Annotated in this window: 9 protein-coding genes; all 9 read right to left on the bottom strand. The window is 62.1% G+C overall.

What is annotated here, in order from left to right; genetic code table 11:
• Window positions 1-9 precede the first annotated feature (9 nt).
• Complete coding sequence (locus tag EH207_RS02845) at window positions 10-2,169, bottom strand: HlyD family efflux transporter periplasmic adaptor subunit (protein ID WP_137715241.1); 2,160 nt, start codon at window positions 2,167-2,169, stop codon at window positions 10-12.
• Window positions 2,170-2,171: 2 nt separating this feature from the next.
• The gene (locus tag EH207_RS02840) at window positions 2,172-3,512 is read right to left on the bottom strand and encodes an efflux RND transporter periplasmic adaptor subunit (protein WP_137712643.1); all 1,341 of its coding nucleotides are present in this window, start codon (window positions 3,510-3,512) and stop codon (window positions 2,172-2,174) included.
• On the bottom strand, window positions 3,509-4,255 hold the full coding sequence (locus EH207_RS02835; RefSeq protein WP_137712642.1) for an efflux RND transporter periplasmic adaptor subunit: 747 nt from the start codon (window positions 4,253-4,255) through the stop codon (window positions 3,509-3,511). Before EH207_RS02835 ends, EH207_RS02840 begins: the two co-directional genes overlap by 4 nt.
• Entirely contained in the window at window positions 4,255-5,967 is a 1,713-nt protein-coding gene (locus EH207_RS02830; RefSeq protein ID WP_137712641.1) for a TolC family protein, read from the bottom strand. Before EH207_RS02830 ends, EH207_RS02835 begins: the two co-directional genes overlap by 1 nt.
• 79 nt (window positions 5,968-6,046) lie before the next feature.
• A complete protein-coding gene (locus tag EH207_RS02825) occupies window positions 6,047-14,944 on the bottom strand; it encodes a putative Ig domain-containing protein (protein WP_137712640.1) in 8,898 nt (2,965 codons plus the stop codon).
• A gap of 37 nt (window positions 14,945-14,981) precedes the next feature.
• Window positions 14,982-16,625 (bottom strand): TadE/TadG family type IV pilus assembly protein, encoded by a 1,644-nt coding sequence (locus EH207_RS02820; protein WP_246048928.1) that lies wholly within the window; start codon window positions 16,623-16,625, stop codon window positions 14,982-14,984.
• A complete protein-coding gene (locus EH207_RS02815; protein WP_137712639.1) occupies window positions 16,615-17,238 on the bottom strand; it encodes a TadE/TadG family type IV pilus assembly protein in 624 nt (207 codons plus the stop codon). Before EH207_RS02815 ends, EH207_RS02820 begins: the two co-directional genes overlap by 11 nt.
• The gene (locus tag EH207_RS02810; RefSeq protein ID WP_137712638.1) at window positions 17,204-17,704 is read right to left on the bottom strand and encodes a TadE/TadG family type IV pilus assembly protein; all 501 of its coding nucleotides are present in this window, start codon (window positions 17,702-17,704) and stop codon (window positions 17,204-17,206) included. Before EH207_RS02810 ends, EH207_RS02815 begins: the two co-directional genes overlap by 35 nt.
• A gap of 5 nt (window positions 17,705-17,709) precedes the next feature.
• Complete coding sequence (locus EH207_RS02805) at window positions 17,710-18,549, bottom strand: tetratricopeptide repeat protein (RefSeq protein WP_246048927.1); 840 nt, start codon at window positions 18,547-18,549, stop codon at window positions 17,710-17,712.
• Between the last annotated feature and the right edge of the window lie 64 nt (window positions 18,550-18,613).

The raw sequence follows: 18,613 nt of genomic DNA, 5'->3' as shown, positions 1-18,613 counted from the left end.
CATCCCTAATCAAAACGACAGTTCCCGGATCAGCACCGCCGACACCACTTTCCAACCGCGCACCAGCAGGCTTTGCGCCTCGCCATCCATCACCACCGTTCCGCGTAATATCTGCCGCTGGCCGCGGCTGCCGTCAGGCAGGCTGAGCACCACCCGGTAAACGGCCTGCTCAGGGTGGAGTTTACGCTGCGAATCGCTCAGCGTGGCGATATCTCCGCCGTAAGTCGAGGTCAGTTCCGGCGCGGCGCTCAAATCACGGGTTGCGGTATGGTCGATATCCACGATCGTCACAGGCAACGCCGGGCTGCTGGCATCAAGAGGATAAAAATGCCCCCGCCCCCCGGTTTGCAGCCGCTGCCAGTCTTTTTCCGACACAAAAGCTTCCACCAGCCCGCCTGCCGGTTTGGTAATCACCGCCAGCCATTCGCCCTGCGCCAGCCATTCGCCGACCGCCAGCGGTACAGCCATATCCGCCACCACGCCGCTTATCGGCGCGCGTACCGTCAATTGGGCCGACTGGCGTTGCAGTACGCTGAGCTTTTGCTGCGCGGCGTCTCGTTCCTGTTTCACCCGCAGGTGTTCAGCCGCCGCTTCCTTGTTGAATACCTGAAACGCCCCCTGCCAGTTCAGCGTGGCGATTTGCCGCTCCAACTGCCGCCGCTCGTGCAGCAGCGCGTCCGCCTCCAGCGTAAATAGCACCTGACCCGCCTGCACCGTTTGCCCGATCCGCGCATCAATGCTGTTTACCATCGCGGGCAGCGGCATATATAAACTGCTTTGCTGTTCGGCGCGCAACAGCGCAGGCGCGTAAACGCCGCGCTGCCAGGGAATAACCAGCAACAGCAGCAAAATACCGCTCAGCGTCAGCGTAACAAGCATATTCCGGTTCATACGATAATCCTTGCGGCGTTTACGCCATTCACTCAGTTCGTTTACCACCGGCAATACCACGAAATAACCGATTTCAACGGCGAACAGCAGCATACCCAGCAGCTTGAACGTCATGTGATAAACCAGTAGCGCGATGCCGGTAAACAGAAAAAAGCGGTAGATCCACACGCAGAAGGCGTAGCCCGCCAGCGTGCGCTGTAGCCAGCGCGGGAACGGTTCCGGCGGCTCGTCACCCAGCCCGAAAAGCCATTCGCGCAGCTTCCAGCGCGCCACGGCAAATCCCCGGTGTTGCAGATTCGGAACCTGAAGCCAGTCCGACAACAGAAAATAGCCGTCAAAACGCATCAACGGACTCAGGTTGATCGCCAGCGTCATGATCCAGGTGGTGGTCGCCAGCATAAACGCCGCACTGCGCAGCATGCCGTCCGGGAGGAAACTCCAGGCCAGCGTCGCCCAGGCCGCCAGCGTCAGTTCGGTCAACATCCCGGCGGCGCCGATCGCCATCCGCTGCCGACGGCGGGTGAGCGTCCAGGAGCCGGAAGTATCGGTATACAGTACCGGCATCATCACCAGAAAAGCGACGCCCATGCTGGCAACCTTCGCGCCAAAATGTTTACAGGCGTAGGCGTGCCCCAGCTCATGCAGGATTTTGGTGAAACACAGCGTAATGCCTGCCAGCGCCGCCCCTTCCAGGGTAAAAAAATGCAGAAACGTGTTTTTAAAGGTCTCCCACTGACGCCCGGCCAGAAACAGTCCCAACACCGCCGCAATGAGCGTGAGTGTTAAACATAAACGGCTGAAAAAAGGTTCCGCCCACGGCAGGGTGCGGTGCAGAAAACGATCCGGGTGCCACAGCGGAATACGGAAAAACAGATAGTTCTTCAGGAGTTTACGCCACAACGAAACCTGTGTTTGCGCTAACTGCCGCCCAAATTGCGCCAGCGCCTCATCGCCGGATGCCCGCGTCAAGCTATTGGTCTGCAAAAAGCGGCTGAAACACTGCACGTCGCTATCGTCGATGGTCAGCGGCAGCGTCTGGTTTATCTGCGCCACAATTTTCGCCGGTTCCCCCAACGACCAACGCGACAGCATCGCCATTTCCACCCAGCCGATGCGGAAAAACAGGCCGCGCAGCGGATCTTCCAACGTCCAGCTTGGCGATCCGTCACGGTTGGCGGGCCCGGCGTGCAGGATCAGTTCGTCCCGCAGCGGAGACAACCGGGATGTCGCCGGACGCTGGCTTAGACCGTTGATGGCGGAGGCCGACAAGCCCGGCATCATCACACCCCCAGCCATACGCGCAGCGTGGCCAGTGGCTTACGCAGCAGGTAAACGAACAGCACCGTACGCTGACCATACAGTTTCGCCGTGCCCTTCAACCCCACGCGCAATTGCGGATCGTCCTGGGTAAACCTGGCTCTCAGCCGATAGGCCATAATGTTGTCCGGCGTGAGCGCCGAACGGTAGCCGATATGCTCCAGCCGCGCCGACTGCGCGGAGTTTGGGGCCACATTCAGAAATAACCGCACATCAGCCCCTTTCTCCAGCGCGATGGCATCGGCGGCGGGCAACTGGATTTCCAGTTCGACATCATGCGGATCGGCAATCATCATAATACGTTCGCCAATCGCCACCGAACGGCCGATCCAGTCGCTGGCATCGTCAAAGATCGCCACCCCGTCACGCGGGGAAACCAGTTGCATACGCGCCAACTGTCGTTGCAGAAAATCCATGTCGCTCTGCGCCTGCTCCCGCCGACTTTGCAGTACCACCAGACTGGCTTTGCTATTGGCGTCGAACAGCGCCTGTTGCTGCGCCTGCCGGTACTGGGCGTCGGCCGAGGCAAACGCCTGGCGCGCCGACTCCAGACGGTTTTCCAGCTCGCGGGCGTCCAACCGCACCAGCGGTTGATTCGCCGCGATCTGCTGATTGGGGCGAACCAGAATATCGTCCACCACCCCGGCCACCGGCGCGCGCACCATCACCGGACGGTACGCCACGATCTCCGCCGGGGCCAGTACCGATTGACGTACCGGGAACAGCATAACCAGCAACAGCGCGATCGCCCCCGCCAGCATCAGGCGGCGGCGGTTGGGACGGCCGCCGGTATTGACGCGGCGGTTTTTGCGTAGGCCAATCCAGGCATGAGAATAGGCGTCGGCCAGTTTTTCCAGCAGCACCTGTTCCGCGGGTTGCCACGCGCGGTCACGCGCCAGAATCAGCACCAGCGGCGTTTCGCCCTGCGGACGCCGCAAAGGTAGCCAGAGTAAAAACTCGGGCAGATACGCCTGCCACAACAATTGGTCATTGACGGGAAGATCCTGCCAGCGCAGGGATTGGGTCTGCCGCCCCTCCTGCTGCCACTGGCGGCACAGACGGCTGAACTCGATGCAGAACGGCGCATTATCGTCAATCGACGCCAGCCCGGAAGCGGTGCGCAGACGCTGTTTTTCACAGTCCCACAGCAGCGCCTGACGATATTTCACCAGATTGTGCGTATCATTGACGATTAAAAACGCCAGTTCATCCTGCGTTTCCCGCGCTCTGGCGCGGCTTTGCAACTGCAATAACTCCGCCAGCAGCGCCAGCCGGGGTTCCTGTTCGCTTACGGTTTGGCTCATGGCGCGCCGACGCCTGCCGCGGGCGGCGCGATCTCCGCCACGCCGCTCATTCCCGGCAGCAGCCCGGCGGTGGATTGCGTGATGCGCCCAAACACTTTGACCGACTGGCTGACCGGCTCCACCGCGGAAGAGATGCGGCTGATTTCAGCCGGATAACGTAGCCCGGTTTCATCCAGCGTCACCTGAAAGGGGTTGCCCTGTTTTAACCACACCAGCCAGCGGGACGGCACGATCATTTCCAACTCGAAGGCGCTGTCATCGTAAATCGACAGCAGTTCTTTACCTTCCGGCACCGACTCCCAGCGCTTCACTTTCGTTTCCGTCACCCGGCCGGCGAACGGCGCTTTGATGGCGCAACGTTGCAGCATGGCGCGGTTCACGCCGTTTTCCGCCTGCGCCATTGAAGCCGCCGAACGCGCCTGATCCACCTCCGACAAGCTGATCGAGTTGAGCTTATCCAACCGGTTGGCGATAGCCAGTTTTTTACGGGCGGCATTTTCGGCGGCGGTGGAATAATTCAGTTTTTCCTTTAGTACCGTACAGTCAAAGGTCAGCAGCGTATCGCCCTGCTTGAAATGTTCGCCCTCTTTCACCGCGATATCCGTTATTTTGGCCGAAATTTCACTGGAAAGCGTGGTGTAACGCACCGCACTGAGCTGTACGCGAACATCGCCGTCACCGCCCGCCCGCACCCACAGGGGCGTCAGCAACACCCCCGCCAGCAGCCACTGCCGTGCTTTCATCAATGGGTTCCCCCGGCTTGCAGTGATTGCAGGTTATCCCACATATCGGCGTTGACCGTGCGATAGGGTTTTCCGGCCACCGTATCGGGCGTCGCCGCGACCGCCACCGGCGGCGCGATCGCCGGCGTTACCGTGGCGACTACCGCGCCCGGCGTCGCCAGCGACAGACGCGGCACAGGCACGCCGCCGGTTTCAATATTGCTGGCGCTGCGGGCAATGGTGTTGCTCAACGCCGCCAGACTGGTATCGCTGACCTTGTCGGGCAGCACATCCAGCCCGGCGGCCTGATACACCGCGCCCAGCGCATTCTGTACGTCGGCAAAGCTGCGGTCGCGGGCACGGGTGGTCAGAATGGTTTCCGTGCTGACGCGTACCTGTTCCATCTGCGCCGCCGCCTGATTACGCACGCTTAACGCAGTCTGATTGAGAATGCCGCGCTGAATGCGCGCCAGTTCCTGATAGCGGTTGAACATGCGGGTGCTTTGCTGATACTCCTGCCAGGCGACGTTCACCTGCGTCAGCACCGCCATGCGCAGCGCCTGACGCCGCACTTCCGCCAGTTCCTCGTTGCTTTGTCCGGCGCGTTTCACCGATGACCACGACAGGACGTTAAGCAGGTTGCCGCTCACCTGCACGCCCGCGTTCGCCCACTGGCGATTGACCAGATAGCTGTTGCTGTCGCCGTTGATACCAGCAAACAGCGACACGCCCGGCAACAGCCGCAACAACGATTTACGGGTCTCCAACACCGAGTTACGCGCCAGATAGCTCTCTTCGCGCACTTCAGGACGTTTTACCATCGAGAAGTTTTCCAGATCGTCGAGGGTGTAGGCCATTTTCGGCGCGATCAGGCGACTTTCACCCGGCACCACCACATCAAATTTGCTGGCGGGCGGTAAGTTCATCAGCGAGGCCAGACGGGACTTCGCCACCACCAGATCGCTATCGACAATCTCCAGTTGACGCACCATTTCCAGCATATTTTTCTGGAAACGCAGCGCCTCCACCGGCGCCAGCAGCCGCTGTTGCTCGGTCTGGCGGGCATATTCCAGCGCCTGACGCGCATCCGTCAGCGCCGCCGTCACTTCCGGCCGTAGGCGCTGCGCGGTGGCCGCTTCCCAATAGGCGGTACGCACCTGCCGGGTAATGTCCGCCACCACGCGACGGCGACGCTCTTCGGCGGCCAGCGATTTATTCGCCTGCATCTTGGCGTTGAAATAGCTGATGCCGAAATCCAGCACGTTCCAGCTCAGCGACAGGTCCGCCGTGCGCAGCGTTTTATCCTGACTGGTGGACGCTTCCAGCGATTCCTCGCCGGTAGTCACCGATTGACTGCTGGACCCGGCCACGTTGTCACGGGTTTGCAACCCCGCCCTGGCCGCCAGTTTCGGCAACATATCCAGGCTGGCGACGCCGACCAGGTTATCCTCCATCGCCTGCTCCATCAGCGCCACCCGCTGTTGCAAATTGTATTTCAGCGCGCGGGCAATCGCCTCATCCAGCGTGATGGCGCCGCGTACCGGTTCCTGATTGGCAAACATCTGTGTCCGATCGCTCAATGCCTGCTGAACCTGCTGTTCCGTCGTCACCGGTTCAGGCTTTACCGCACACCCGCCCAGCCCCAGACAGGCCAGCGCTACCGCCAATTTTAGAGCCTGGGAACCGGCAGATTTTTGCTTGCTGTCCCAGAGTTTCGCTATGTGCTGAGTCACCAGGGTTCTCCCCCTCTAATGTAATGTCGTGTGTTGATGTTGTTATACGTTGCTGCGTGAAATTCGCGTTACTGGCGCGTCACTCCGCCGACGACGCGTTCTTTTCCGTTAACTGATCCAATGCGGTCAGTAACTCGTCATACGCCGCCTGCGCCTGTTGCAACTGCGCGGAGAAGGCGACTTTGGCGTCCGGTCCGTCCGGCTGCGGCATCCGCAGGCCAGCCGGCGCGTTCTCCGGCGTGGCGGCGACGGCGTTAGCCGCCCGCAATGTTGAAAAGTCCACCTCGTCCAGCACCGGCATCAGCGTTTCCATCATCGGCGCCAACCGCCACGGGGTTGCGGCGTAGTCCACCGCGCCGCCCGCCAGCGGATAGTTATCCCGCGACAGCTCATTGCCGAACGATGGCGCGGCCCCCGCCGCCACGCGGGTTGCCGCCGACGACTCTCCCCCACGGGGCGCGGGGCGCATCACCTTGTCCGGCCGTTCCAACTCGTCCTGACGCGCATCCAGCCACGCCGCCATCATGCCGCCCGGCATATCAGGCATAGTGGAGACTACCGGCATGACTGGCTGTTTGTTGATCGCCAGCGTCAGGGAGCGGGAGGCCGTTCCGCCCTGACCGTCATTTACCGTCAGCGTCAGATCAAAACTGCCGACGGCCAGCGTTTTTCCGCTGATGGTTAACGTCGCGCCATCAAAGCTCAGGCCGTCCGGCAATCCCGCCATGCTCCAAGTCAGGGTGTCGCCATTGACGTCGTGGAACAAATCGGACGAGAGCGTGGCGCGGTATGCCGCCGACTGAGTGGCTTGCGGCAACGCCGCTTCGCTATCCGTGGCATAAGGCGCGCTGTTGGCGATGCTGACCACCGACGCAATGTTCGGCGCGCCGGTATCCGTGCCGTTATTGGCGCTACCGCCGTCGTCCCGGATAGCGACCAGGGTGACGACGCGTTCGCCGCTGGTGACGGTAGCGCTGGTGTTGGCATAGGTCAGACCGTCGACCAGCGCAGCGGCGGTGGCGGCATCAATGCTCCCACCGCTGCCGATGGTCAGCGTGGCGGTGCCGTTGTCGAGCGCGACCGCGACGCTCAGGCCGTTGGCGGTCGTGATGGCGGCGCCATCGGTCAGCATAATGGCCGTACCGTCGACGATCAGGCTCTCAGCGCTGTCGACGACACCGAAGACGGTGACGGTCAGCGCCACAATGGACTGACCGCGCTCTATCGTGGAAACACTCGCGCCGTCGAATAGCGATACCGCAGCGTCACCCGCCGTGTAGCCAGGATCGGCTGGCGTCGCGGTCAGTAGCGGCGCGTTGTTGACCGCCGCGACGTCAACGGCGGCGGAGACGGCAAGCGCCGTCGCGTCTGCGCCGCCGTCGGCCGTACCGCCGCTGTCCCGAATGGCGGTCAGCGTAACGGTGCGCGTACCGACCGTCGGATCGTCGCTGGCGTTGGCGTAAGCGATACCGTTGACGAGGGCAGCGGTGTTTGCGGCGGTCATGCCTGTACCGCCGGAAATCACAACGGTGGCGGTGTCGCCGCTGACAGACACGGTATAACCGTAGCCGCTGGCGGTGGCGCCGGAACCGTCGACCAGGACGATTACCGTGCCGTCGATGGTCAGCTTTTCACTTGAACCGTCGCGCAAACCGGAAACGCTCAGCGTCAGAGCGCTAAGGGTCTGATCGGCTTCCACGGTGGAGACAACCGCGTCGCTGAACAGTATGGCGGCTTCGCCGCCTTCCGTGTAGCTGGGGGTAGCGGCGGTGGCGGTCAGTACCGGCGCGTCGTTAATTCCGGTAACGCTCAGCGCCAGCGTAGCGCTGGCGGTGGCGCCATAGGCGTCGGTCACGCTCAGCCGGAGACGCACGCCGGCGCCCGGATCGTCGCTGCCGTTGGTATAACTGATCTGTTGCAGCACCCGGTTGGCGGTGACCGTGTTGACCTCGGCGGTGAAGGTGAGCGTCAGCGTGCCGCTTGCGCTGCTGAAGGTAGCGATAGCCGCGCCATCCAGATAGAGCGTATCGTCCACCCGCGTCAGGCCGTTACCGTCATTGAAGCCATAGCCATCGTCGCTACTGCTCCCACCGTCGCGCACCAGCGTGATCACCGCGCCGTTGTAGTTGCCCGCGCCATCGGCCAGCGCGTCGTAGTCGGCGTCCCTGAGCGTGATGACCTCCGCCGGCAGTACCGTTCCCTGCTCGGTGTAATCCATGGCGATTTCCGTCAACGTATCTTTAAAACTGACCAGACCGGCGCTGCCAGTGACCACCACTGCGCCCTGAGCGCCGGTCACCACGTTCCGGGCGCCGGCCAATGCCGCCGTGGTATCGCGGGTGACCGTATCAATAAGCGTCAGCGTCCCGCTGTCGGATTTGTAGCGGCTGAGGCTGCCGTCCGAAGCGGTGACATACAACGTACCGTCGTCATCGGACAGCGCGACGGCAGTCACATCGGACAGGCCGCTGACCGCGCCGAGGTAGCGCAACGCGCCGCTCTCGGCGTCAAAGCCGAACGCGGCTATGCCATCCTCGCTGGCCGCATAAATCGTGCCGCCATCGCCGGCGACGGCGATGGCCACCGGGCCGGACATATCAATAGTGCTTTCGCCCGCGGCCGCGCCGTCACGCTGCCAGGCGACAGCGCTGAGCGTACCGTCCGCCGCCCGTTGATAGACGATCAGGGTATTGGCGACCGACGCAGCGGCCGGATCGGTGACCACATAGACATAGTCGCCCACCGCCTCGATACCGACGGCGGTGAACAGATAGGGTTCGTTGCTGGTGGAAGCCGTAATGGACTGGCTCAGCACATACTGGCCGCTGTCCGCGTTCAGGGCGTAAACCAGCAGGCCGGAGTAATTGCCATCCACCACATAGAGCATGCTGCCGTCATCGGACATCGTCAGGTCGGCGACGTTTTCCGTGGTCAGCGTCTGTACCCATGTCAGGTTGCCGCCGATGTCGTCACGGCTGAACACCGTCACGCTGTCCCCGCCCGCGCCAAGCATGTACACCGTACCGCCGTCGTCACTGACTTCGATACGCGAAACGGACGCAATGCCGCTGTCCTGGGTCTGCAACAGCATCAGTTCGCCAGTGTTGGTGTTGCGGCTGAAAATGGCGATGTTGCCGCTGCTGTCGACGGCATACAGGTAATCGCCCGACGCGGTCAGCGCGCTGGCCGCGATATCGGCAAGACCGCTGATGGCCGTCAGGCTGCCAACCGCTTCCAGGCTGGTGTAATCGGCGCCGGCGCTGAGTGCCGGCACTGAGTTGTTCACCACGGAGAGAGACGCGGTCGCTTCCAGCGTGGCGGTATCGTTGCCGCTGTTTTCTCGACCGCCGCTGTCCTGCACGCTGAGGCTGATGATGCGTTCGCCGGCGCTTTGGGCGTTGCTGAGATTGGCATAGCGGGCCTGTTCGATCAGGCTTGCCGCGGTATCGACGGCAATGCCGTCCGCACTGGCGATGGTCACGGTGGCGGTATCGCCGTCAAGCCTCACGGTATATGTGTCGCCACTGTCAAGCGTGCCGCTGCCGGCAACCAGCGCAATGCGCGTACCGGCGACGGCGAGCGTCTCTCTGCTGCCGTCAAGCAGGCCGGAGAGGGTGAAGGTAATGCTTGAGAGGGTCTGGCCGTTTTCCACCGTTGAGATGGCGACGTCGCTGAACAGCGCGGCGCTGCTGCCGGAAGTGGCGTAAATGACCTCCGCTGGCGTGGCGCTGACGACCGGCGCGTCGTTAACCGCGGCCACCGCCACGTTCGCCGCAATCGCCAGTGAAGCGGTATTCGCGCCGCCGTTGGCCGTGCCGCCGTCATCCTGGATCGAGGTCAGCGTGACGGTGCGCGTGCCCGCCGTGGGATCGTCACTCAGGTTGGCGTAGGTCAGCCCGGCAATCAGTGTGGTGGCGTCGGCCACGGCGATACCGTCATTGCTCTTGAGGTATACCGTGGCGATATCGCCCGCAAGGGAAACGTCGTATGTGTAGCCGTTGGTGGTTTCCCCAGAAGCGCCCGCCGTCAGGGAAACAGTGGTGCCGTCAATGACCAGCGTTTCGCTTTTACCGTCACTAAGGCCGGAAACCGCCAGCGCAATGTGGGTGATGGCCTGGCCCTGTTCGCCCGTTGACACCGCAACGTCGTTGAACAATCCCACCGCCTCACCGTTTTCAACATAGCGCGTCGCGGCGCCCGCGGCCGTGACCGAAGGCGCGGCGTTGGTCAGACTGACGGTGACCGTGGAGCTGATTGACAGCGCGGTGGTATCTATGCCGCCGTTAGCGGTGCCGCCGTTGTCCTTAACGGCCGTCAGGGTAATGACGCGCTCGCCGGTGGTGGGCGCTTCAGCATAATCGGATGAGGTATTGATGTAGGCGATATTTTTGACCAGCGCCGTGGCCACCTCCGCCGGCAACCCGCTACTGCTGCTGACCGTCACGGCGGCGGCATCGTCCGTCACGCTGACCGAGATGGTGACGGCGTAGCTGTAGGTATTGGTACTGCCGTCGCTCTCCACCACATCGACGGAAACCGAGCCGCTTACATTCGCGCCATCGACCAGCGTCACGTTGGCGCCACCGACGATCAACACTTCTTTTTCGCCGTCCTTTAGACCGGAAACGCCCAGGGTAAAGCTGCCGATCGCCTGATCGTCCTCCCCGGCCGATACGCTGACATCATCGAACAGCTTCACACCGCTGCCGCCGCTGATATAGGTTATCGCCTGCCCGCCGGCCTCCACTATCGGCGCGTTATTGATCTGCGTAACCGCAAGCTGGAGGGCGATCGAACCCGAGGCGTACTGATCCGCCACCGATAACTTAAGCGCGATGCTGCTGCCCGGCGTACTGCTGCTATTGCTATAGCTGATTTGTTGCAACACCAGATTGGCGGCGGCGGTGCTCACCTCGGCGGTAAAGGTGATGGTCAGCGCGCCGTTCTCGCTCAGCAGCGTACCGATGGCCGCGCCGTTGAGGGAGATCACCCCCTCGGCCAGCGTCAGGCCGTTACCGTCGGTGAAGCCGTAGCTGTCGTTGCTGTCGGCCCCCCCGTCGCGCACCAGCGTGAAGGTCGCGCCGTTATAATTGCCGACGCCGCCATTCAGCGCGTCGTAATCGGTATCGGACAGCGTCACGGCGGCGGCGGGACTGATGGTGCCGCCTTCAGTGTAGGCCACGGACACGCCGGTGGCGCTAACCATGCTGAGGCCGGGGACGAAATACAGATGCTTGCCGCCGTAAATGAACCGGCCATCGTCGCTGACAACCAGCCGTGACAGGGCGCTGGCTGTCGTCACCGTGCCAGAGAGGGTCGGATTGCCGTCTTCACCGAGGGTGTAAATGGCTATCTTGGTGCTGGCGGCGCTCACCACATACAGGGTCGTGCCATCTGCCGACAGGGTAAGGCCATGCGGATACTGGCTCAAAGGATTATACGCATCCTGGGCATTGACCAGATTCAGGGTGTTGGCCGTGGCGTCGTATTGCAGCGTTGTCAGGAAGCCGTTGCTGGTGGTCAGATAGAGGTAGCCGGCGTCGGACACCGCAAACGCGTTGGCGCCATTGAAGGCGTTGCCATTACTGACAGTTCCCGCGGCGGCGGCAGTGCCGTCGGCGTCGGTCCAGGTCAGCGTGGTGCCGCTGCGCGTCAGTTGACCGGCGTAGGTCAGACCGCCATCGGCGGCGGCGGTGTAAATGGTCAGGCGTCCGCCGCTCAGCACGTAGACCGTGCCGTCGTCATCGATTTGCATGGCGACGGCGGTACCGAAGCCGCTGTCCGGCGTGTAGGTATCTATTGCCGTCAGCGCGCCGTCGTCACCGATGCGGTAGGCATAAACCGTGGCGGATGAAAGGGCGTAAAACGTCCCGCTGTCTGGTGCAACGGCAATCTGCAACACTTTTTCAGCGATATTGGCCACTTGACCAACCAGCGCTAACGCACCGTCGTCACCGACGCTGAAAACGCTGATCGAATAGGCGCTGCTGCTGCCGGCGGAGGCATAACCGGACAGGTAGAGCAAGCTTCCGTCTTTTGAATAGGAAACGGAGGTGATACCTGACAAGCCGTCAAGCTCAACGCCGTTGGCAGCGTCGCCATCGTCTTTGTCGCCCTGCGTGAAGGTCTGCAACAGGGCCAGTTCGCCGCTGGCGGTATCCCGGCTGTAGACGTACAGATAGCTGGCGCCATTGCCGTTGTTATTGTCGCTGGCGGCGATCACCAGCGTACCGCCGTCCTCGGACAGCGTGATGCTGTTGACGTACTTGCTGAAACCGCTGAGCGAACCGTCGCTGGCATAAGTCAGGGTGCTGGCGTCGGCCACCAGCGACGGCGCGCTGTTGTTGGCCTCGGCCGTGCTGATCACCCGCAGCGTCAGATCGGCGCTGGCGGCGGCGCCCGATTCGTCGGTCACCGTCACGGTAACGGCGTAGTCGCCGGATGCGCCGGATACGCCGGAAATGGTCAGGGTGGCGGCATCAAAAGTCAGGCCGTCGGGCAGCCCGCTGACGCGCCAGGTCAGGCTGTCGCCGTTGTAGACGCTGTCGGCGTCGCTGAACAGGCCCGCGTCCAGTGCGGTGCTGTAGGCGACATTTTCGGTCGCCGCAGCCAGCGTGGTGGAAGCGTCCGCATTCACTTCCGGCGCACGGTTGGCGATCTGCTCAACCACCAGATCCAGCGCGACGGAGGCGCTGGCGCCGGAAGCGTCGGTCACCGTCACGGCGACGGAAAAGGAGCCGGTTTCGGTGGCGGAACCGGAGATGGTGCGAGTCGCGGCGTCGAAGCTCAGCCCCTCCGGCAGCCCCTCGACGCGCCAGATCAAGGCGTCGCCGTCGGCATCGCTGAACAGGCCGGAGAACAGGGTAAAGCTGTAGGCGGTTTCGCTGGTGGCGGAGCCCAGACTATAGCCGGTAGCCGCATCGGTATTGACCTGCGGCGCCGTGTTGACCCGCAAGGTGAGCGACGCGGCGCTGCTGGCCAGCGCCGCGTCGCTGGCGATCACGCTGAGCCGGATAAAACTGCCGGCCGTGGCGTCGGCGTTGGTATAGGTGAGCTGTTGCAGCACCTGATTCGCCACGGCAGCGGCGGTGTCCGCCGTGAAGGTCACGGTTAACGCGCCGTCGCTCACGCTCAGGGTGGCGATGGCGCCGCCGTCAAGGGAAATCACGCCGTTCGACAGGGTCAGCCCGTTGCCGTCGGCGAAGCCGAAGCTACCGCCCTCGGTGCTGGCGCTGACGCTGATGCCGGCGCCGTTGTAATTACCCGCGCCGCCGTTCAGCACATCATAGTTGCTGTCTTTCAGCGTCAGTCCGCCGGCAAAGGTCAGCGCCTCCCCCAGATCCAACGTCTGCACGCGGGTGTAGCGGTTCACGCTGCCGCCCGCCACCAGAATCGACAACCCGTCGCCGGAAACCGCGATATCGCTGCCGCTTCCGCTGCCGGCAATCGTGCTGCTCAGGGTCAGGGCGCCGTTGCCGGCGACCGTATAAACAGCGATCGCGCCGTCGGGCGCGGCGGCGTAGAGCAGGCTGCCGTCGTCGCTCAGCGCGATACTCGCCACGCCGTTGGGGAAGAGGGTATCGAGCTGGGTGAGCGACGTGCCGCTGAACTGGAAGGCGAGGATCACGCTGTAATCAGGATCGGCGAGGTACAGATACTGGCCGTCCGCCGATACCGCCAGCGTGTCGTTGCCGACGCTGCTGTCGATGTCGCGGGTGCTCAGGCTGGCTACCGTGCTCAACGTGCCGTCGTCGTTGCGCTGATAGACGGTCACGTTGGGCGGGACGGCGATACCGGCGCCGGAGTAAACCACATAAACATAGTCGCCGGACGTGGCGATCACGCCGTCACGACTGTTGTCGTCCGGCGCGCGCGCCACATAGGTAAGCGCGCCGGTGGTGACGTCGCGGGCGTAAATCACCACGCCGTTATACGCGGTGCCGACATAAACCCAGGCGCCATCGTCCGAAATGGCCAGACCGCCGGTGGCGGGGCCGTTTTCGGTGGAAACGGTATCTGTATGGCTGAGCGAACCGTCTTCGGCGACGCTGAACACATAGATATTGCTGGCGTCGTACTCGCTCTCGTTGTTGCCAATGCCGTCAATGGCGTAGATCGAAGCGCCGTCCGCGCTGATCACCATCTCGGTGGCCGTGGTCATGTCACCGACAGTCAATGTCTGCAACAGCGTCAGACGGCCGCTGCCGTCGACGGAGAAGACCGAAAGCGCGCCCTTCCCGGCGGCATAGGCGTAGCTGCCGTCGCTGGAATAGGCGACCTCGGCGCCGTCGCCAAGATCGGCGACGGTGAAGGACTCGGCAGGCTCCAGTGCGCTGTCATCGGACAGCGTCGGCGCAACATTGATGTTGCTGGTGATGGCGATGGTGGCGCTGATGCTGCTCAGATCGGCTTTCTCGCCGCCTTCATCGCTCAGGCTGGTCAGCGTTACCGTGACGGCGCCGCTTTCCACGGTGTTGTCCAGCGTCCTGTAGGCGATGCCGTCGATCAGGCTGGCCGCGCTCGCGGCGGTGTAACCGGTGCTCGAGGAAGCAATGCTGAGCGTGATGGTGGTGCTGTCGCCGCTGACCGATACCGAATATGTGTAACCGTTGTTCGTGGTGGTGCCGGGCGTCGTCGTGGCTGCCAGCGCGATGGCGCTGCCGTCGATCACCAGCGCCTGATTACCGCCGCTGCTATTCACGGTGATCGTCAGATCGGTCAGTTCCTCGCCGCCGCGGTCGGTAGAGACGGTCACGCCGCTGAACAGATCCACCGATTGCGCGGTTGAGTTGTCATCAATGCTGATGGTGGCCTCCGCGCCGCTGGCGGTGACGCCCGGCGCGGTATCGGTAGCGGCCACCGCCGCTTCCGCCGTCGCAACGGCGGCGGCGTCGAACATCATACGCGGCTCCAGCGCCCATGCCTGTTGGGGAAGACGCCGGTGCGCCGTGCGCGATGCGGAACGAGAATAGGTCATGGTGTCGTATCCTGTCAGTCAAAAGGCTCATGGGCCGTTATTCAATCAGCCGGACGAAACCGCTTTTCTGATGCAGTTCGTCGTTAATTTCACTCAGGCGATTTCTGATCTTGCTTTCCGAGGCGACGAAATCCGCGCCGTTGTAATAAGTGAGATCGGTGCTTTTCTCGGCGCAGCCGCCCAGTCCCGCATCGGCGACCTCACGGAACGCCGATGCGCTGGCAATGGTTTCGTCGTTCGATTCGTTCTCGGCCTCGTCATTGCCGGTCGCCACCATAAAGAAACGGATGTTGCGCTCACGGAAGCTGGCGCACAGATTGGCGAAGCGCTCGGTAATCAACTGTTCGTCAGTACAGCCGTCATTCGCCGTTGTGGTCCCTGCGCTACAGCCGTCGATTGTTTTACCCACGTACGCGTTGTAGGAATCGCTGTCGAACCACAGCATGTCGCTGGAGTTGACCAGCATCACGATGGCCTTGGTGCGTTCGCCGTTGCCCTCGTCAAAGTCTTTGGGCAGATCGTCGTCCAGATCCCAGCCCTCGCTGCCGCGAAAGTTCGGGGCGAGCGCCATCGCCGCCCAGCCGATGGCAATGGCGTAGTTGACGTTAAAACCGGTGCGCATTTCATCGAGCCGCGCGGCAATTTTGTCTAGATCGTTGGTCAGCGGCAGCAAAGGCGCGTAGGGGCAGCCCATATCCACAACCAGCGAACGCGTGTCGTTAACGCCGTTGGCCTGGCCGAAATTCGGGTTCGGGCCGATCCAGGAAATGGAATAACGTTCAAAGGCGTTCGAGACATTGACGTCATACCGGTAGTAGATACGAAACTGCCCCGTCGGCGCCTCATCCCAGAAATAGTTGTCGCCCCGGTTCAGCCCGCGGTACATGCACAACAGGTCGTAACGGCGATCGGGCATGCGGCGGTCGGCCAGGCTGCCGTAGCCTGACTGGAACAGTGAAGTCAGTTCCACCGGATTAAGCGCCCCCGATTCGGCCCACTGACGAACCCGGTTGGTATGTTCGGCGTCGTAAACGCTAACGGCCTGACTATGGGGCACCAGCGCCAGCCAGATATTTTCGCGCGCGCCGATCAGGTTTTCTGCGAATTCGTTGCCGATACGCCGCAGAGCGGCCAGATTGGAACGATCCTCTTTCGCCGTGTTAGGCAGTATCAGCGCCACCTCCGTCGAACGGTTCAGCACCTCGACGGTGGAGTAAACCTCTTGTTCGGATTCCCCCAGTTGGAGCAATGCCGGCGCGGTGGTAAAGCTGGCGGTCACGGTATAGGTCGGATAATCATTATCGCTGCGCCCTTCGCTGAGGCTGACCTTGTCAAACGTCAGCTTTTCGGCCAGCTTGCTGTTCAGCCCCAGATTGGCCTTCACATAGTCGAACGCCAGTTCACGCATCTGCTCCGGGTCGTACGCTTTGTTTTCATTACCGCTGATGACCACCTGATGCCCAACCGCCAGCGCCGCCGCATCCGTCGCGCGCTTAATTTGCGTCGCATCGCCGGTCGAGGTTGAGGTATCGACAATAAACGCGGCGCTGACCAGCAGCGCCATCGTGCTCAGCACATAGAAAGCGGTGCCCGCGCCGCGCTCCTGACGCAGAAAACGGCTGGCGGCTATCCGCCCTCCGGCGAGACGAGATTTCATCATTCGATAAAGATTATTCATCATCTTCCGGCAAGCCCGCTTCCTGCATCAATCCTGGGTCAAGCGCGACAACGCCCCTGGCCACGCGATTTACCGAGGTAACGTGCAGCAGGTTGCTAAGCGACAATCCACCGAGCAGGCTGATGTCTTTACCTTCACGACACAGTTCCACCACCACCATAGAAATGTCCTCTTTGCCGTCTTCCGTCTCTTTTTCCGGTAAATCACCCGGATAGGTTTCCCCGTAACCGGCCTGATTGTCGGTGCACAGATCGTCAGAATTGCCGCGATTAAGCTGCCAGTACAGCACCCCGGTCTGGCGCACGTTGCTGATGAGCAGTTGGTAGTTCCCCAACCCTTCTTCCTCCGGCAGCACCGTGTCCAGCAGACCTTGCAGCCCTTCCTGCGTCAGTTCCTGCTGCATGCCCAGAATCGATACGATGGCGCCGGCACGCTGCTCCAGCCTTTCGCGCTCCAGACCCACGGTATAGATATCCGCGCACAGCATCCCCACCGCCAGCACGATGGGGAGCGCCAACGCCGTTTCAACCGCGGCGGAAGCCAGGCTGTCGCCCCCAAAGCGGCGTAGCCGCGATAAGCGTTCACTCGTCACTACGCCGCTCCGTGCCAAATACATGTTTATACTGATAGCGGAAGGTGTCCCCCAACGTCAGTACTTCGGGCAGCGGGGTAATGAACGCCTTGGTGATTTGCACCGTGACCGACCAGACCGGCAGCGTACTCAAATTTTCCCCCTCGCCTTCTTCGTCGCTTATCGTCAAGCCGCCAAGCTGGTTCAGGTTGTCGAAATGCAACACGCTGACGGTCAAATCATCCTCTTGCAGATAACCGTATGACGCGCCGATCATCCGCTCTTTCAGGTTCCGCCCCATCTGTTCGGCGCTGTCAGTCTGCAAATCGTCGCGACGAAATGTCTGAACCGCCTTATCCAGCGCCGCACTGCCTACGGCGATCACCAGCCCGATACGCGCCAGCTCGAACAGCATCATCACGCCGACCAGCACCACCGGCACCAGGAACGCCACCTCTACGGCGATCACGCCGCGGGTGCCTCGCCAATCCACATTGCTACGCCGCCACATGTCCATCACTCAGGATTGCTAAGCTGCAAGCGTTGACGGCTGGATAACAACAGCGTTTCGCCGCGGTTGTTCTCCTGCCGCATCTGTTCCAGACGCTCGGTGAGCGCCGCCATCAGTTCATCAATACGTTGCGGCTGCGCGATGGTCGCCAGCGTGCTGCGCGCGTCCTCCTGACGATCGCCATAGAGGTAGGCCAGCGCCAGATTCAGTTTGCCGGTCGGGTTGTTGTTCTCCACCGAACGCAGTAAGCCAATGGCTTTATCCGCCTCTCCGCTCATCAGCCAGGAGAGAGCCAGATTGTTCATGGCCGCCACATCCGCCGGGTTAACCTGTAGCGCTTTCTCGAACAGTTGACGCGCTTCGCCGTGCCTGCCGGCCGCGTCCATCACCACTCCCATACCATTAAGCGCGCCCGCGCTATCCGGCTGCGCTTGCAACGCACAGGCAAAGTCTTTCTGCGCCATCGCCTGACGCCCCAGCGCCAGTTGCGCGCGCCCCATGCCTAAACAAATCGCCAGCGCTTCCTGGGGTTTCAGGCTGGCGCTGTCGCCGCCCAGCCCGCGCCGGGCGCGGCCATACAGCGCCAGCGTTTGCTGCGGCGGACGTACCAATGCCGCTACGCTGGCATATTCCAGCAGTTCGGCGCCTGTCAGTTCGCCGCGGCTATCAATGCGGGCATAGACTTCCGTCGCCGCTTCAAGCCGGCCCTGATCGCGCAGTAAGCGGGCCAGCCGCAACCCTTCGTCTTTAGTGCCTTTAATCGCCAGGGAACTGCCGCATCCCGCCAGCAGCGCGCTCATGACCAGCAATGCCGCCAGCGGCAGACTACGTCTCTGTTTTGCCATCAGACCGACCCTCGTCGAAAACTTCATGCGTGGTTACCTTTTTAGTTACGTCCAAGTTAGTTAG

The sequence above is a fragment of the Brenneria rubrifaciens genome (assembly GCF_005484945.1).
In the GTDB taxonomy this organism is placed as follows: Bacteria; Pseudomonadota; Gammaproteobacteria; order Enterobacterales; family Enterobacteriaceae; genus Brenneria; species Brenneria rubrifaciens.
This window is presented reverse-complemented; position numbering and strand designations above follow the sequence as displayed.